Source organism: Sphingobium amiense, assembly GCF_003967075.1.
GTDB lineage: Bacteria > Pseudomonadota > Alphaproteobacteria > Sphingomonadales > Sphingomonadaceae > Sphingobium > Sphingobium amiense.
Map to the genome: position 1 here is coordinate 1 of NZ_AP018664.1, position 15,728 is coordinate 15,728.

General features: G+C 68.0%; 15 protein-coding genes. 9 read left to right on the forward strand and 6 right to left on the reverse strand.

Translation table 11 applies throughout. The features are described from left to right. Both dnaA and SAMIE_RS00010 read left to right on the forward strand, forming a co-directional pair. Window positions 1–1,404 carry a chromosomal replication initiator protein DnaA gene (gene dnaA / locus SAMIE_RS00005; protein WP_066696725.1) on the forward strand — a complete coding sequence of 468 codons (1,404 nt, stop codon included), beginning with the start codon at window positions 1–3 and terminating at the stop codon, window positions 1,402–1,404. 31 nt (window positions 1,405–1,435) lie between these two features. After that, window positions 1,436–2,044 carry a peptidylprolyl isomerase gene (locus SAMIE_RS00010; RefSeq protein ID WP_066696728.1) on the forward strand — a complete coding sequence of 203 codons (609 nt, stop codon included), beginning with the start codon at window positions 1,436–1,438 and terminating at the stop codon, window positions 2,042–2,044. Here SAMIE_RS00010 and SAMIE_RS00015 read toward each other — a convergent pair. Next, window positions 2,022–3,254 (reverse strand): dicarboxylate/amino acid:cation symporter, encoded by a 1,233-nt coding sequence (locus SAMIE_RS00015; protein WP_066696730.1) that lies wholly within the window; start codon window positions 3,252–3,254, stop codon window positions 2,022–2,024. The two genes, SAMIE_RS00010 and SAMIE_RS00015, sit on opposite strands and share 23 nt — an antisense overlap. 212 nt (window positions 3,255–3,466) lie before the next feature. Between SAMIE_RS00015 and SAMIE_RS00020 the strand changes: the two genes are divergently transcribed. Beyond that, the gene (locus SAMIE_RS00020) at window positions 3,467–4,147 is read left to right on the forward strand and encodes a DUF2490 domain-containing protein (protein ID WP_066696732.1); all 681 of its coding nucleotides are present in this window, start codon (window positions 3,467–3,469) and stop codon (window positions 4,145–4,147) included. A gap of 65 nt (window positions 4,148–4,212) precedes the next feature. Here the strand turns inward: SAMIE_RS00020 and SAMIE_RS00025 are convergent, their stop codons facing one another. From SAMIE_RS00025 to secB, 4 genes are all read right to left on the reverse strand, one after another. Continuing rightward, the gene (locus SAMIE_RS00025; protein WP_066696889.1) at window positions 4,213–4,881 is read right to left on the reverse strand and encodes a DUF4136 domain-containing protein; all 669 of its coding nucleotides are present in this window, start codon (window positions 4,879–4,881) and stop codon (window positions 4,213–4,215) included. Window positions 4,882–5,122: 241 nt separating this feature from the next. Then, complete coding sequence (gene trpS / locus SAMIE_RS00030) at window positions 5,123–6,127, reverse strand: tryptophan--tRNA ligase (protein ID WP_066696734.1); 1,005 nt, start codon at window positions 6,125–6,127, stop codon at window positions 5,123–5,125. A 21-nt stretch (window positions 6,128–6,148) separates the two neighbouring features. Next, window positions 6,149–7,723: a murein biosynthesis integral membrane protein MurJ gene (gene murJ / locus SAMIE_RS00035; protein ID WP_066696737.1), complete on the reverse strand. Its 1,575-nt coding sequence runs from the start codon at window positions 7,721–7,723 to the stop codon at window positions 6,149–6,151. A 137-nt stretch (window positions 7,724–7,860) separates the two neighbouring features. Next, complete coding sequence (gene secB / locus SAMIE_RS00045) at window positions 7,861–8,361, reverse strand: protein-export chaperone SecB (protein WP_066703717.1); 501 nt, start codon at window positions 8,359–8,361, stop codon at window positions 7,861–7,863. Between the two features lie 186 nt (window positions 8,362–8,547). Between secB and SAMIE_RS00050 the strand changes: the two genes are divergently transcribed. From SAMIE_RS00050 to SAMIE_RS00065, 4 genes are all read left to right on the forward strand, one after another. Then, window positions 8,548–9,201, forward strand: coding sequence for a Tim44/TimA family putative adaptor protein (locus SAMIE_RS00050; RefSeq protein ID WP_066703714.1), 654 nt, complete (start codon window positions 8,548–8,550; stop codon window positions 9,199–9,201). A gap of 7 nt (window positions 9,202–9,208) precedes the next feature. Beyond that, window positions 9,209–10,471: a murein transglycosylase A gene (mltA, locus tag SAMIE_RS00055; RefSeq protein ID WP_066703711.1), complete on the forward strand. Its 1,263-nt coding sequence runs from the start codon at window positions 9,209–9,211 to the stop codon at window positions 10,469–10,471. Window positions 10,472–10,474: 3 nt separating this feature from the next. Then, complete coding sequence (locus tag SAMIE_RS00060) at window positions 10,475–11,020, forward strand: Smr/MutS family protein (RefSeq protein WP_066703708.1); 546 nt, start codon at window positions 10,475–10,477, stop codon at window positions 11,018–11,020. A 101-nt stretch (window positions 11,021–11,121) separates the two neighbouring features. After that, window positions 11,122–12,807 (forward strand): putative bifunctional diguanylate cyclase/phosphodiesterase, encoded by a 1,686-nt coding sequence (locus SAMIE_RS00065; RefSeq protein WP_066703705.1) that lies wholly within the window; start codon window positions 11,122–11,124, stop codon window positions 12,805–12,807. A 243-nt stretch (window positions 12,808–13,050) separates the two neighbouring features. Here SAMIE_RS00065 and dapE read toward each other — a convergent pair whose 3' ends face one another. Continuing rightward, on the reverse strand, window positions 13,051–14,193 hold the full coding sequence (gene dapE, locus SAMIE_RS00070) for a succinyl-diaminopimelate desuccinylase (protein ID WP_066703702.1): 1,143 nt from the start codon (window positions 14,191–14,193) through the stop codon (window positions 13,051–13,053). A gap of 57 nt (window positions 14,194–14,250) precedes the next feature. On the opposite strand from dapE, the gene SAMIE_RS00075 reads away from it, so the two are divergent. Continuing rightward, on the forward strand, window positions 14,251–14,694 hold the full coding sequence (locus SAMIE_RS00075; RefSeq protein ID WP_066703699.1) for a cupin domain-containing protein: 444 nt from the start codon (window positions 14,251–14,253) through the stop codon (window positions 14,692–14,694). Beyond that, window positions 14,694–15,722 (forward strand): S66 peptidase family protein, encoded by a 1,029-nt coding sequence (locus SAMIE_RS00080; RefSeq protein WP_126516685.1) that lies wholly within the window; start codon window positions 14,694–14,696, stop codon window positions 15,720–15,722. Before SAMIE_RS00075 ends, SAMIE_RS00080 begins: the two co-directional genes overlap by 1 nt. The last annotated feature ends 6 nt before the right edge of the window (window positions 15,723–15,728 follow it).

Genomic DNA, 15,728 nt, shown 5'->3' on the forward strand with positions numbered 1-15,728 from the left:
ATGAAGGATGGGGTGCGCGTGGTGGCTTGGCAGGAGGGGCAGACGATTCAGGCGGACGACGCCCTCGAATCCGCCTGGGCCGGCATCCGCGCGGGCCTGCGCCGCGATGTGGGCGCGCGCATGTTCGACCAGTGGCTGAAACCCGTCCGCCTCGGCGACTATTGCCCCGAATCGCAGACGCTCGATCTGCTGGTCGCCAGCGACTTCAGCGCGAACTTCGTGTCTGGCCAGTTCGGCGACCGGCTGCGCATGGCGTGGCGCACGGCTGGCGTGGCGGTGCGCGAAGTGCGGGTGCGCCGGGCGCCCGACACGGCGGGACCGCGGCTGCTGGAAGTCGTCCATGTCGAAAAGCCCGCCGCCGCACCCGCGCCGGTCGTCGCCGCCTCCAATTTCCAGCCGCGCCACGGCTTTGCCGATTTCGTCGTCGGCGATACCAACCGTCTCGCTTTCTCCGCCGCGCAGGCGATGGGCGCGCAGGCCCAGCCGCGCTTCACCCCGCTCTTCATCCATGGCGGCACCGGGCAGGGCAAGACGCACCTGCTCCACGCCATCGCCGCCGATTTCAGCGCGCACAGCCCCGCAGCGCCCGTCCTCTACATGTCCGCCGAACGCTTCATGATGGAGTTCGTGAACGCGATGCGCGCCAACGAAACCATGGCGTTCAAGGCGCGGCTGCGCGCGGCGCGGCTGCTGCTGATCGACGACATCCAGTTCATCGCGGGCAAGGGATCGACGCAGGAGGAATTTCTCCACACGGTCAACGACCTCATCGACACCGGCGCGCGCATCGTCGTCACCGCCGACCGCGCGCCGCAGCTTCTCGACGGGATCGACGCGCGCATCCTCTCGCGCCTCGCGGGCGGCCTCGTCGCCGACATCCAGCCCGCCGCGCTCGACCTGCGGTTGGCGATTCTGGAGGCCAAGCGGATGGTGGCCGGCGACCCGCCGGTGCCCGACGCCGTCATCGACTTCCTCGCCCGTTCGATCCGCTCGAACGTGCGCGAGCTGGAAGGCGCGTTCAACAAGCTGGTCGCCTATGGCCAGCTCACCGGCCGCGCCATCGACCTCGACTTCGCGCAGCAGATGCTGGCCGACGCGGTGCGCGCCAATGCCCGCCGCATCACGGTGGACGAAATCCAGAAGGCCTGCGCCGCCCATTACAGGATCGACCCGGCCGAAATGCGCTCCAAGCGCCGCGCCCGCGCCGTCGCCCGCCCCCGTCAGGTCGCCATGTATCTCGCCAAGAAGATGACACCCCGCTCGCTGCCCGAGATCGGCCGCATCTTCGGCGGGCGCGATCACAGCACGGTGATCCACGCCGTCCGCACCATCGAAGCGCTGCGCGAGAGCAATCCCGAAATCGACGCCGACGTGCGCGCGCTGCTCCGCCAGCTGGAGGGCTGACGCGGGCACGGGGCCGGGCTAGGCTTGCCCCATGATTCGCTCCGCCCTGTTCCTGCTCCTTGCGCTCCTGTCCCTGACGCCCGCCGCTGCGCAGGTGCCTGCGCCCGGCCCGGCTACCGGCGACGTGCGCGTCGCGCTGGAAACGGACAGGGGGCGGATCGTCGTGGCGGTCCATCTGGGCAAGGCGCCCGTCACCGCCGCCAATTTCCTCAGATATGTCGATCAGAAGCGCTTCGACGGCATCGCCTTCTATCGTGGCGTCGGCGCGCCCGATTACGGCTTCGTGCAGGCGGGAACGCAGAATGATCCCAGGCGCATCCTGCCTCCCATCGCGCATGAACCGACGACGCAGACCGGCCTCACCCACGACGATGGCGCGCTGTCGATGGCCCGCTATGCGCCGGGCAGCGCGACCGGGGACTTTTTCATAGTCTTGGGCAAGATGCCAGCGATGGATGCTCATCCGGAAGCGGCGGGCGACAATCAGGGCTTTGCCGTCTTCGCCCATGTGGTCGAGGGCATGGACGTGGTGAAGGCGATCCTCGCCGAACCCAAATCGCCGACGATGGGCGATGGGGTGATGAAGGGTCAGATGCTCGAAGCCCCGGTAAAAATTCTCACCGCGCGCCGCCTTCCCTGACGTCGAGGATGCGCGTCACGCCCATGTCGGCGGTGACGTTGCCCACGGTGCGGAAAATGTCGGGCACGGTCTCCACCGCCAGCAGCAGCGGCAGCGCCTCGACCGGCACGCCCATGGCGAGGCAGATGGGACCGGTCGTCGTGAAGAAGGTGATCTGGCTCGGCAGCCCCACTGCCGCCAGGCTGACGATCGCCGCGACGCCAACCCCCAGCACCAGTTGTACGGCCCCCAGCGGCACCCCGTTCATCGCCGCCACATAGATGGCGACGCCCAGATTCGCGGTCGGGCTGGTGATGCGGAACAGCGAAATGGCGAGCGGCAGCACGATGCTGCGGCTCGTTTCGCGCACCTGCAACGGCCCGTCGCTCGCCTCGATCATCGCGGGCAGCGACGCGATGGAGCTTTGCGTCGAAAAGGCGATGGCCTGCGCCGGGAGCGCCGCTCTGGCAAACCGGAGCAGGCCGATGCGCCCCGCGCCCGCCACCATCGGATAGAGCAGCAGCGTGACGATCAGGCACAGCGCGACGATGAATCCGATATAGTGAAGCAGCGCGCCCGCCGTCGCCAGCCCCGACCGCGCGCCCGCCACCAGCGCCAGCGCAAACACGCCAAGGGGCGCGAGCCAAAGCACCCATCGCACCACCACCAGCAGCGCGTCGGCCAGCGCCTCGAAGAAGCCGGTCAGCATCGCGCGCCGCTCCGCCCCGATCCGCGTCACCGCAAAGCCGAAGACGAGCGCGAACAGGACCACCGCGACGACCTGCCCCTCGCTCGCCGCCCGAATCGGATTGACCGGGATGAAACCCAGCAACCACTCGGCGGACGGACGCACATCTGGCACTTCGGCGACCGGCGCTGCGCCCGCGAGAGCGCCGACCGCGCCGGGTGGCACGGGCCAGAGCCGCAGCATCACCGGCCCGGCCAGCGCCGCGACGCCCGCCGCCGCCGTCAGCAGCAGCGCGAACAGGCCGATGGCGCGCCCGGCCATGCCGTTGCTGCGCGCGGTCGCCGCCGCTTGCGCGATGCCCGTCACCAGCAGCGCGAAGATCAGCGGGACGAGCGGCATCTGAAGCCCGCCCAGCCACGCCTTGCCCACCGGCTGCGCCACCGCCACGGCCTGCGCCTCCCATGCGCCGCCCCATTCGGCGAGCGCGATCCCGCAGCCAAGCCCCGCCACCAGCGCCAGAAGGATGCGGACGGTCAGGGACATGGATGCTTCGCTCCGCTGTGCTTGGTCACGGGCGTCACGCTATCGGCTGCACGGGCATGGGCATAGGGAGAAAGCGGAAGCCTCCAGAAAGCGGGATGATGTGCACAAGATCATTGCATCCCCCGGCGGCGGCGACTAGCGGCGTGTGGAAACATATGTCATCAAACTGTCACATTCCGGCAATCGACCGGATGGGGGCGGAGAGGGGGATCATGCGTACCGGCTGGAAATATCTGTCTCCCCTCATCGCCCTGCTGCCCGTCACCGCAGCCCGCGCGTCGGAGGACAGCCAGATCTGGCTGACAAGCGCCGCGGTGGTGCGGCTGAGCGACAAATGGCGCGTCTCGGGTGAAAGCGTCGCCCGCTTCAGCGACGACCGCGACGGCCTGTATGAAATCGAGGTCAATCTGCTGCTGGGCTACAGGGTGGCGGACAAGGTCACGCTGTGGGCGGGCTACACCCACGATCCCAACTATGATGGCGGGAACTTCGCCGTGATGGAGCATCGCGGGCGGCAGCAGGTGACGTTCGACAATATCGTCAGGATCGGTCCGGGGCGGCTCAGCGCCCGGCTCCGCACGGAGGAGCGCTGGCGTGACGGGGTCGACGGCACGGCATGGCGCGTGCGCCCCTATGTCAAATACAGCCTGCCGCTCGACAAGAGCGGCCGCACCGCGCTGGTCCTCAGCCACGAAAGTTTTATCGACCTCAACAGGAGCAATTTCCAGCGCGTGCGGGGTGAGGAGCGGATGCGCAATCTCGTTGCGATCACGACGCCCCTGTCGAAGCGGATCGCGGTCGAGATCGGCTATCTGCACCAGCACGGCTTTCGCCCCGGCGCTCCGGACAGCAACGACCATGTCGCATCGCTGGCGCTCGCCGCCAGTTTCTAGGCGGGGCATGAAAAAGGGTCCGCCGCGCCCTCGCGCAGCAGACCCTCTCCCTGTTCGATTCGCCGTCAGCCCTTCTTTTCGGGCGGCAGCGTGATCTTGACGCTTTCCCCGTTCTGACCGGGGAAGTTGGTGAACATAACGTCGATCAGGTTCGGCACCAGATAGGTGAGCTTGTTCGACAGCGACTGCGCCTGCGCCTTGCCTTCGAACAGGCGGCGATTGTCCGCCGCGCGGTCGATCTTCAGGCTCAGGTCGCTGGTATAGACGGTATAGCTCGACACGTCGTTGAAGCCGCTGCCGCCGAACAGCCACGGATCGTAGAAGCCATAGCCCCACGGACGGCCCCAATAGCCGCCATAGCCGAAGCGTCCGCCCCAGCCCGGTCCCCAGCCCGGACCCCATCCGCCGCCGGCAAAGCCGCTCGAACGCACCTTTTCACGGCCATTGTCGACATCATAGGCGACACGCACGATCAGGTCGGCGCGGGCCGGGTCGCTCGCGGGAACATAGCCGGTCTGCGACAGGCGCGCCCCGACCAGATCGGCATAATGCGAGAATTCCAGACCGCCCGCGAGGCGCGGATCGTCCGCGACCACGGTGAAAGTCTGGCCCTGCGGCGCGGGAAGCTGCTGAAACCGGGCAACGTCGGCCTTGAATCCGGTGGCGCATCCCGACAGCGCCGTCAGCGCCAGCATGGGCGCTGCGATCAGACCGAATGTCTTGTTACGGGTCATTGTCATCACGTCCTGTATCAGGCGAAGCGCCTGTTGATCTTCCTGCGCCCTGCCATAGCAAAACGCAACTGAACATCGTTTGAACGCGCGAAGCCGTCAGATGGGCGCAAAACCATGTTCCGTCACAACAAGGACGGCGCGGCGGCCCGCTTCCCGTATGGAGATAGGACGGGTCGTCATTCAGATGCTGGCGTGCCGAGCCGCCATTTGCAGGCCGTCAGGGCTGAATGTCGATCCGGCCTCAGCGCATCAGGCCCATCGCATCATAGGCGGCCTTCAGCGTCGGCTCGGCCGCCGCCGCCGCCTTCGCGGCCCCCTTGTCGAGGATCGCGTCGAGCGCGGCGTCGTCGGTGCGCAGCTCCATAAACCGCTCACGGATCGGGCGCAGCGTTTCGACCAGCAGTTCGCCGAGCGCAGGCTTGAACGCGCCGAAACCCTTGCCCGCGAAATCGGCGCACACGGCGTCGGCCGTCGTGCCGGACAGGGTGGCGAAAATGCCGATCAGATTGCCCGCTTCGGGTCGTCCGGCCAGCCCTTCCGCTGTTTCAGGCAGCGGCTCGGGATCGGTCTTGGCCTTGCGCACCTTCGCCATGACGGCGTCGTCGTCGTCGGTCAGGTTGATGCGGCTCATGTCGCTGGGGTCGGACTTCGACATCTTCGCCGTGCCGTCGCGCAAGGACATGATCCGCGCCGATTCCCTGGGGATGATGGGATCGGGCAGGGTGAAGAGGTCCACGCCGAAATCGGTGTTGAACTTCGCCGCAATGTCGCGCGCCAGTTCCAGATGCTGCTTCTGGTCCTCGCCCACCGGCACATGGGTGGCGTTGTAGACGAGGATGTCAGCCGCCTGCAGCACCGGGTAGACAAACAGGCCGACCGAAGCGCCCTCGCGGTCCTTGCCCGCCTTGTCCTTGAACTGGGTCATGCGGTTGAGCCAGCCGATCCGCGCCGTGCCATTGAGCAGCCAGCAGAGTTCGGCATGGGCGGGCACCCGCGCCTGATTGAACAGCACGCTGCGGTCCGGATCGATTCCCGCGGCGACCAAGGCTGCGGCCATGTCGCGCACGTTGCGGATGCGGGCCTCGCGCCCCTCATGCACGGTGATCGAATGCATGTCGGCGAGGAAGAAGAAGCACTGCGCATCGCCGGTCATCTCGTCCTGCATCCGCACCCAGTTGCGGATCGCGCCCAGATAATTGCCAAGGTGCAGGTTGCCGGTCGGCTGGATGCCGGAAAGGACGCGCATGGGTGTGATCCGTTGCTGTGTTCAGGTTGCAGACTTGCGGCGGATGAGCGCCTTGATGTCGGACAGGCGATAGGCGCCCACCGCCACGCTCGCCAGCCCGTATAGCGCAACGCCCGCGCCGACAAGCAGGCAGAGCGCGACGTAGCGCTGGACCATCGCGCCGGTGAGCCACGGATCGAGCAGATGCTCCCCCGCCAGCAGCGCCGCGCCCATCAGGATCGCGGCGACCGCCAGCCTCGGCAGCCGCCGGCGCAACCCCGCGTCCGCGTGGAAATGCCCCCGCTTCACCAGCGTGCGATACAGCATCGCGACATTGATCGTGGAGGCGAGCGCGGTCGCCAGCGGCGGCCCGATATGCCCCAATGTCGGGATCATCGCGATATTGCCGACGATGTTCACGAGGATGGACAGCATCGCATAGCGCACCGGCGTCTTCGTGTCGCCGCGCGCATAATAGCCGGGCGTCAGCACCTTCACGAGCACATAGGATGGCAGGCCGATGGAGAAAGCGGACAGCGCCCACCCGCACCGCATCGCATCCTCGGCGGTGAAGCGGCCATATTGGAACAGCCCACGCACGATCGGTTCGGCCACGGTCAGGAAGGCGACGGTCGCGGGCAGCGTCAGGAACAGGGCGAGTTCGATACCCCGGTTCTGCGTCTCCATCGCCTCGGCCTCCTGCCCCCTGGACAGCATCCGCGACACGGTGGGGAGGAGGATGGTGCCAAGGCCGATGCCGATCAGGCCCAGCGGCAACTGGTTCAGGCGGTCGGCATAATAGATATAGGTGATCGACCCCGACGCCAGCAGCCAGCCCGACAGGGCGGTCGAAATCAGCAGGTTGATCTGCGACGCACCGGCCCCGGCGGCGGCGGGGACGATCAGGCGCAGAAGCTCCTTCACGTCCGCGTCGAATTTCGGCCGCCGCAGCTTCAGCGACACGCCCGCCCGGCGGCAGGCGAGCATCAGCCACGCGAGCTGCAGCGCGCCGCCCACCGTCACCGAAATCGCCTGCACCCGCGCTGTCTCATATTCGTCGGCCCCATGGAACAGCCACAGCCCCGCGATCATGCTGAGATTGAGCAGGATCGGCGCAGCGGCATTGACCCAGAATTTGTCGAGCGAATTGAGGATGCCGCCCAGCAGCGAAGCAAGGCTGATGAGCGCCAGATAGGGCAGGGTGATGCGCGAGAGCATGACCGCGAAGGCGAATTGCTCCGGCGTCGGATTCTGCCGCGAAAAGCCGCCCGAAAGCGCCCAGGTGATCGGCCATGCCGCCGCGATCAGGATGCCGGTGAAGAGGATCAGCACCGGAAGCAGCACGGCGAGCGCCCGCTGGGCGAAATCATAACCGGCGGGCAATCCGCCCTCGCCCGCCGCCTTGCGGTTGAACAGCGGGATGAAGGCGGCGGAGAAGGCCCCTTCCGCAAAGAGCGCGCGGAACATGTTGGGCAGGCGGAAGGCGACGCCATTGAATGCGTCCGACGCAAAGCCCGCGCCGACATAGCGCGCCGCCAGCGAATCGCGCACCAGCGCAAGGATGCGGCTCGCCAGCGTCAGCCCGCCGACCGACCCAAGGGCGCGGACGAGTTTCACCTTCTTCTCCCCTCCCCTTCAGGGGAGGGGGCGGGGGTGGGGGATCGCCTCACGCACGGCATTGCGGGGATGGCCCCCACCCCAACCCCTCCCCTGAAGGGGAGGGGCTTTCGGATGTAAGGCGCCATCGTCGTCAATCAGGCGTGACCGGCCGGCTCGCCCGCGGTCGTTTCCATCTGCTGCGCCTGCTGGAGGTAGAGCGCGCCGAAGTCGATCGGGTCGAGCAGCAGCGGCGGGAAGCCGCCGTCGCGGATCGCGTCGGCCAGCACCCGGCGGGCGAAGGGGAAGATGAGGCGCGGCGCTTCCGCCAGCATGAAGGGCTGGACCTGATCCTCGGGCACGTTGCGCATGCCGAAGATCGCGGCATAGACCAGCTCGACGGCAAAGGCGGTGCCCTGCGGCGCGGTGGCCTTCACCTCGACCTTGAGCGAGACTTCCAGCACTTCCTCGCCCACCTTGTCGGCGCCGATATTGAACTGCACGTCGATCTGCGGCTGGTCCTGCCACTGGTAGACGGCGGGCGCATTCGGGTTTTCGAACGACAGGTCTTTCACATATTGGCTGATGAGCGCGATCTGCGGCGCATTGTCCGCGCCGTTGCCGATAGTGGTGGTGATGTGGTCCGTTGCGTCGGCCATGCTCGTCCTTGACTTTCCCTGCTGCCCGGAGACCCTTCGTCCCCGTCGAAATGCGATGACCCGCGCGCTTAGCAGGGGGGACGGGGCGGAGCAATGCCCGTGGCCCCGCCCAAGCCTATTTGAAGTATCGCGCAAACATGCCTATGTTGCGTGGAACATCGTCCCGAACAAAGGGTATAGTCTTCCGTGTACGTGATCGTCATCCTTGCCCTGATCGCCGGTTTTCTGGCGCTGCGGCTCTATTCCGTGCTCGGCAAGCGCACGGGGCATGAGCAGGAGCCGGTCATGCGCCCGGCGGAGGACCGCGCGAAGGTGACGGTGCTGCAACCCGGCCCGACCAGTCAGGGCAGCGGCGAATCGGTGCGCCTGATCGAAGGCTTCATTGCCCCCGGCGCGGAAAATGGCGTGCGCGCCCTGATCGCCGCCGACCGCAGCTTCGACGTGCCGCAGTTCGTGGAAGGTGCGAAAAGCGCCTACAAGATGGTGCTCGAAGCCTTCTGGCGCGGCGACCGCGAGGAACTGGCCTGGCTGTGCGATCCTGAAGTGCAGGCCTCGTTCGAAGAAGCCATCGCCGCGCGCGAGGCTGAGGGCCATGTCCTCGACAACCGTCTCGTCCGCATCGAAAAGGCGCAGATCGTCGAAGTCTCGCTGCGCGACCGGATCGCTGAGGTCGCCCTGCGGTTCGAGGCTGACATCGCCGCCGTCACCCGCGACAGGGACGGCAATGTCGTCGCCGGATCGCTGACCGACGCGGTCGGCACGCGCGACATCTGGACCTTCACCCGCGACATCCGCAGCGCGGACCCCAACTGGAAGCTCAGCGAAACCGACGAGGTCTGATCGCGCCATGGGCTTGCGGCAGTCGGGGGGCGCGCTGCTGGCGGCGCTGTTGCTGTCGGCCTGCGCAGGCGGCGTCATCCCGCCGTCGAAGGGCGGCCCCGCGCCCGCCCGTCCTCCCCGCGCTTCGGAACAGGCGGCGCAGCCCGTTCCCGCCACCCCACGCCGGACCCTGCCCGTGCAGCCGCCCGCGCAGCCCGCGCCCGACACCGGCACGGCGGCGGGCATCGGCATCATGCGCGGCCCCGACATCGCCAGTCTCATTCCATCGGGCGAACGGTCGCGCCTCGCGCTCGCCGCCTTTCGCCTGTCCTGCCCCTCGCTCATGCGCCGCACCGACCAGAGCGGCCTCACGCAGGGGTCGGACTGGAACAACGCCTGCGCCGCCGCGTCGAGCTGGCCCGACGCATCGGCGAGCGAGTTTTTCTCCCGCTATTTCGAAGCGGTGCAGGTGGGCGACGGCAAGGCGTTCGTCACCGGCTATTATGAACCGGAAATCGCCGGATCGCGCACCCGCCAGCCCGGCTATGACGTGCCCATCTATCGCCGCCCTTCCGACCTCATCGACGTGGACCTCGGCCAGTTCAGCGACAGCCTGAAAGGCAGGTCGATCCGCGGCAAGGTGCAGGACACGAAATTTGTCCCCTATGACGAGCGCGCGCAGATCGTCGCCGGATCGCTCGCCGGGCGCGGCCTCGAACTCGCCTATGCCGCCGATCCGGTCGAGTTCTTCTTCCTTCAGGTGCAGGGTTCGGGACGGCTGCGGCTGCCGGACGGCGGCGTCATGCGCATCGGCTATGACGGGCAGAACGGGCGCGACTATACCGGCATCGGCAAGCTGATGAAGGATCGCGGCCTCATCCAGGCCGGGTCGATGCAGGACATCATGGCCTATCTGCGCGCCAACCCCGCCGATGGCGCGGCGATCATGAACGAAAACAGGAGCTTCGTCTTCTTCCGCGAACTGACCGGCGCAGGCCCGGTCGGCGCGATGGGCGTCGCCGTCACGCCCGAAGCGACGGTCGCCGCCGACCCCAAGTTCGTGCCGCTGGGCGCGCCGGTGCTGCTCAGCCTCGACCGCGCCGAACCCAACGGCATCTGGATCGCGCAGGACACTGGCGGCGCGATCAAGGGCGCGAACCGCTTCGACAGCTTCTGGGGCGCGGGCGACCGCGCGCGCGCCATCGCTGGCGGCATGTCGGGGCGGGGCAGCGCGCTCCTGCTGCTGCCCATCGGCACCGCGGCCCGCCTGTCGGCGGCGGCGCAGCCCTGATCCATGGCACGGCGGCGCCTGTCCCCGGAGGAGGAGGCGCTGTGGCAGGCGCTGTCCCGCACCGTGCGTCCGATGCATCGCGTCCGCCGCGCCGCTCCGCCCGCGCCGGTCGAAACGCCCGCTCCGTCGACCGCGCTCCCGGCATCATGGTTAACGAAACCGGTCGCTCCCGCCGCCTCCGCGCCCCCTGCGCGCACCCCCGCCGCCGTGCTCGACACCGGGTGGGAACGCCGCATCCGTAGCGGCGCGGTCAGCCCCGACATGAGCATCGACCTGCACGGCCACACGCTCGCCATGGCCCATGCGCGGCTGCATCAGGCGCTGGGCGATGCGGTGGCGCGGGACGTGCGCGTGCTGTTGGTGGTGACGGGAAAGCCCCCCAAAACAAAGGGGTTGAACGACCCGCCCCAGCGCGGCGCGATCCGGGCGGAGATCGGCCACTGGCTCGAAACCAGCCCCTTTGCCGACCGCATCGCCAGCGTGCGCATCGCCCATCCGCGCCATGGCGGCGACGGCGCACTCTACCTCATCCTGCGCCGCCGCAAATAAAGCCGCGCCGTTTCCACCGATGCTGATCCTTTCTTAACCTGTCGCCGTCATAAGCGTCCGGTCGATGCTCCGTATCGGAGCTATGAGCGGGCTGGAGACGAATGCAGGGGGTGACTTTGACAAGCCGCGCCACGGCTTTCGCCTGCGCAGCGGGCGCGGTGGTGTTCATTCTTTCGCTGATCCTGGGCTATGCGCAGGGTGAGGTGGACGATGTCGCGCATATCGGCCAGTCGCTCGTCATCGCCATCCTGTGCGGCACGATGAGCTGGGCGTCGGCGCGACGCACCGTCGCCACCACCGCCAGCGCCATCGACGCGGCGACCGAACGGCTCCTGTCTGCTGCCCATGGCGATCTCGACACGCCGCTCGTCCCTGACATCGGCCGCGAACTGCCCGACCTGTCGGTTGCGATGGACAGCCTGTTCAGTCAGGTGCGCACCAATCTCGACCATGTGCAGGCGCTCGCCCTGTTCGACCAGATCACCGGCCTCGCCAACCGCACCAGCTTCTGCCGGCAGGTGGAACGCGCGCTCGCCGATCATGACGGCAACGGCGAACCGACCCTGTTCTTCATCGACCTCGACGGGTTCAAGGGCGTCAACGACACGCTTGGGCACGCGGCGGGCGACCAGCTTCTCGGCAGGGTCGCCGGGCGTCTGCGCGAAGTCGTGATGGCGCAGGTTAGCACCGGCGGGGGCGACGCCATCATCGGCCGCCTCGCGGGTGACGAGTTCACCATGTTCTTCCCCGCGCTCACCGGCCCGGCGGCGGCGCAGCGCATCGCCCGCGCGGTGCAGTTCGCGCTCGGCGAGCGGTTCGACCTTGGCAGCCAGCATGTCGAGCTTGGCGCGTCGATCGGCATCGCCATCTATCCGATCCATGGCGACACGCTCAGCAGCCTGCTGCGCGCCGCAGACATCGCCATGTATCATGCCAAGCGCGAAGGGCGCGGGCGCGCGGAAATCTACACCGACGCGCTGGCGCTCGAAGCGCAGGACCGTGCCGAGCTTGAACGCGACCTGCTCATGGGGCTGCAACGCGACGAGTTCCTGCTGGAGTTTCAGCCGCAGGTCGATGCGCTGACGGGCCGCGCCGTCGCCGCCGAAGCGCTCGTGCGCTGGGCGCATCCGGAGCGCGATCTGGTCCTGCCGCCCGCCTTCGTTCCGCTGGCCGAGGAAAGCGGCGCCATCGTCGCGCTGGGCGACTGGGTCATGGGCCGCGTCTGCGAAACCGCCGCGCGCTGGGCCGAAGCGGGCATGGACCATCGCATCGCCATCAATGTCAGCGCCCGCGAACTGGGGCAGCCCGACTTCTTCCTGCGCCTGCGTCACGCCATGGCCGCGCAGGGCGCGCCGCCCGCGATGCTGGAACTGGAAATCACCGAATCGCTCGCGATGGACATGGAGCCGCGCGTGCTGGACCAGCTTGCGGCGTTGCGCGCCGATGGCGTCGCGGTCGCCATCGACGATTTCGGCACCGGCTATTCCAACCTCGCCCGGCTCAAGGAACTGCCCGTCGACCGGGTGAAGATCGACCACAGCCTCGTCCGCGACATCGTCACTTCGGCGCAGGCGCGCACCATCTGTTCGGCGGTCGTCGGCCTCATTCAGGGGCTGGGATTGCAGGTCGTTGTCGAAGGCGTGGAGAGCCAGGCGCAGATGGACATGCTGCGCGTGCTCGGCTGCACCCTGTTTCAGGGCTATCATCTCGCCCGTCCGATGAACGAGGACGCCTATCTCGCCCGCTATGCCGCGCCCGATGCGGACGCGGCGCGCGACGCCGGATAGGCCGCTTTCCTACGCCCGGTCCACCGGGCTCTGCTGCGGCAATGTGCCTGCTGCGATCGCCCCCTCAAAAAACCTGTCGCGTCGGTGGCGCGTCCCTGTCGCTTCGGCGGCGCGTTACCGTCGCTTCACAGGCGCGTCGAAGGCGCCTGCGAGGCGCTTTGCGCCCGCAAAAGGCCGGTTTTCCGCCATCACCAACGGTGTGAACTTCGACCCTCGCAGCGGTGGCGCGTCGCTGTCGCCTTTTCAGCCGCGCAGCGCCCGTTCGACCACCAGCGCATAGATGCGGGCAAGGTCGCGCAGATCCTCCACCGCCACCGCTTCGTCCAGCTTGTGCATCGTCGCGTTGCACAGGCCGAATTCCACCACCGGGCACAGTCGTGACAGGAAGCGCGCGTCGGACGTGCCGCCCGTGGTCGACAGTTCGGTCTCCACGCCCGTCACTTCGCGGATCGCCCCGCGGACGAGGTCGCTGAGCGCGCCGGGCTGGGTCAGGAACGCCTCGCCGCTGATCTTCGCGGTGACGGCGCCGCCCAGCGGCCCGGCGATGGCGCGGATGCGCTCGATCAGCGACTCGCCGCTATGCCGGTCGTTGAACCGGATAGAGATGCGCGCGCTCGCCCTGCCAGGAATGACATTATGCGCCGGATTGCCGACCTCCAGATCGGTGATCTCGATATTGCTGGGCTGAAACCAGTCGGTCCCTTCGTCCAGCACCTCCGCCTCGATGGCCGTCAGGATGCGCACCAGCCTGGGAATCGGATTGTCGGCAAGGTGCGGATAGGCGACATGGCCCTGGCTGCCTTCGACTGCGATCCACATATTGACCGACCCGCGCCGCCCGATCTTCACCACATCGCCCAGCCGCGCCGAGGATGTGGGTTCGCCGACGAGGCAGAGGTCCGGCCGCATCCCGTGCGCCGCCATCCGGTCCATCAGCGCCAGCGTGCCATAGGTCGCCGGACCTTCCTCGTCGCCCGTGATGATGAGGCTGATCGTACCCGGCAGGTCATCAGGCAACTGGCGCAGCGCCGCGACGAAGGCGGCGATCGCCCCCTTCATGTCCACCGCGCCCCGCCCGTGGAGCAGGTCACCGCGCCGCACCGGCACGAACGGATCGCTGGTCCATCCCGTCCCCGGCGGCACCACGTCCAGATGCCCGGCAAAGGCGAAATGCGGCCCCGCGCCCGTCGTCCGCCATGCGAGCAGATTCTCGACCGGCCCGTCCGGCGCTTCCCCGACAACGAAGCGGTCGACCGTGAAACCCAATGGCAGCAGCATCGTTTCCAGCGCGGCGAACACGTCTCCGGTCGCGGGCGTCACCGAAGGGCAGGCCATCAGCGCCTCGGCAAGGGCCACGGCGTCGTCATTGGTGCTGGTCATGGTCATCGTCGCGGGTTAGCGAAAGGTCCGGGTCTTGACCAGCGCCAGAAGGAGAAGGCCGCCATGCCTCGCATAGACCTTGAAACGATCGCGCAGACCGAAACCACCGGCTACCCGGCGGAACATGCCGCCATGGTCGCGGGGCGCCGGGTGCGCAGGCTCGGCCCGGTCAGCGGCCTCGCCGATTTCGGGGTCAGCCATGTGCTGCTGAAACCCGGCGCGGCATCGTCCCATCGCCACTGGCATGAGGATGAGGACGAACTGGTCGTGATGCTGGCGGGTGAGGCTGTGCTGGTGGAGGATGAAGGCCGCACGCTCCTGCGCGCAGGCGACATCGCCGCCTTTCCCAAGGGCGAGGCGAACGGCCATCATCTGCTGAACGAAAGCGCGGAGAACTGCCTGTTCGTCGCGGTGGGCCGCCCCCCGGCGGCGGACTGCCACTATAGCGACATCGACATGCTCTGGTCGGACGGCCAGTATCGCCACAGGGACGGGAGTCCCTACTGATGCGCGTGGACCGGCGCGGATGGATGGCGGGCATGGGCGCGCTGGCGGCGACGGCGGCCGCACCCGCCCGCGCCGCTCCGCCGGTGAAGCCACCCCGCCTCCGGGTCGGGGACACAATCGGCATCATCGCTCCGGCAGGCTTCGTCGACGATGCCTTCGACCTCGATCTCGTGAAAGAAACCGTCGTCGCCATGGGCCTGAAACCCAAGGCCGCGCCGCATCTGGGCAGCCGGTCGGGCTATCTCGCCGGCACCGATGCGGAACGGGCGGCAGACGTGAACGCGGTCTATGCCGACCCGGACGTCCGCGCCGTCTTCGCGGTGCGCGGCGGCTGGGGCTGCGCCCGCATCCTGCCCCTGCTCGATTACGCCGCGATCCGCCGCACTCCCAAGCTGCTGGTCGGTTTTTCGGACATCACCGCGCTGCACCTCGCCTTCGCGGCGAAGGCGGGTTTCACCACCATCCACGGTCCCAATGCCTCGGCAAGCTGGGGCAGCTATAGCTGGGATGCCTTCCGCGCCGTCGCTTTCGATGGCGCGACGCCGACGCTCACCAACCCGCTCGGCCATGAAGACCGGCTGGTGCAGCGCGTCGGGCGCATCCGCACCTTCCGCCCCGGCGTGGCGCGCGGGCGGCTGCTGGGCGGCAACCTCACTGTGCTCGCCGCGCTGGTCGGCACGCCTTATCTTCCCGACTTCACCGGCGCGATCCTCTTCATCGAGGATGTGAGCGAACAGCCCTACCGCATCGACCGCATGCTGACCCAACTCGCCCTCGCCGGAATCCTCGGCAGGGTGAAGGGCGTCGTCTTCGGCCAGTGCACCGACTGCGGTCCCGGCGGCCCCAGCTATGGCGGCTTCACCCTGTCGGAGGTGCTGCAGCAGCATCTGGAACCGCTCGGCATCCCTGCCTTTCAGGGCGGCCAGTTCGGCCATGTCGCCAATCAGTATAGCCTGCCGCTGGGCGTGGAGGCCGAACTGGACGCGGGCGCGGGCACGATCCGGCTGCTCGAACCGGCGGTCGCCTGAATCGCG

What these genes read in the sequence shown, in the direction of transcription:
- secB (WP_066703717.1), bottom strand. Translation starts at nt 8,361, where the DNA reads ATGGCCGACGCAACGGACCACATCACCACCACTATCGGCAACGGCGCG.
- SAMIE_RS00010 (WP_066696728.1), top strand. Translation starts at nt 1,436, where the DNA reads ATGATTCGCTCCGCCCTGTTCCTGCTCCTTGCGCTCCTGTCCCTGACG.
- SAMIE_RS00025 (WP_066696889.1), bottom strand. Translation starts at nt 4,881, where the DNA reads ATGACCCGTAACAAGACATTCGGTCTGATCGCAGCGCCCATGCTGGCG.
- SAMIE_RS00015 (WP_066696730.1), bottom strand. Translation starts at nt 3,254, where the DNA reads ATGTCCCTGACCGTCCGCATCCTTCTGGCGCTGGTGGCGGGGCTTGGC.
- SAMIE_RS00080 (WP_126516685.1), top strand. Translation starts at nt 14,694, where the DNA reads ATGCGCGTGGACCGGCGCGGATGGATGGCGGGCATGGGCGCGCTGGCG.
- SAMIE_RS00075 (WP_066703699.1), top strand. Translation starts at nt 14,251, where the DNA reads ATGCCTCGCATAGACCTTGAAACGATCGCGCAGACCGAAACCACCGGC.
- SAMIE_RS00020 (WP_066696732.1), top strand. Translation starts at nt 3,467, where the DNA reads ATGCGTACCGGCTGGAAATATCTGTCTCCCCTCATCGCCCTGCTGCCC.
- dapE (WP_066703702.1), bottom strand. Translation starts at nt 14,193, where the DNA reads ATGACCATGACCAGCACCAATGACGACGCCGTGGCCCTTGCCGAGGCG.
- mltA (WP_066703711.1), top strand. Translation starts at nt 9,209, where the DNA reads ATGGGCTTGCGGCAGTCGGGGGGCGCGCTGCTGGCGGCGCTGTTGCTG.
- SAMIE_RS00060 (WP_066703708.1), top strand. Translation starts at nt 10,475, where the DNA reads ATGGCACGGCGGCGCCTGTCCCCGGAGGAGGAGGCGCTGTGGCAGGCG.
- SAMIE_RS00065 (WP_066703705.1), top strand. Translation starts at nt 11,122, where the DNA reads ATGCAGGGGGTGACTTTGACAAGCCGCGCCACGGCTTTCGCCTGCGCA.
- trpS (WP_066696734.1), bottom strand. Translation starts at nt 6,127, where the DNA reads ATGCGCGTCCTTTCCGGCATCCAGCCGACCGGCAACCTGCACCTTGGC.
- dnaA (WP_066696725.1), top strand. Translation starts at nt 1, where the DNA reads ATGAAGGATGGGGTGCGCGTGGTGGCTTGGCAGGAGGGGCAGACGATT.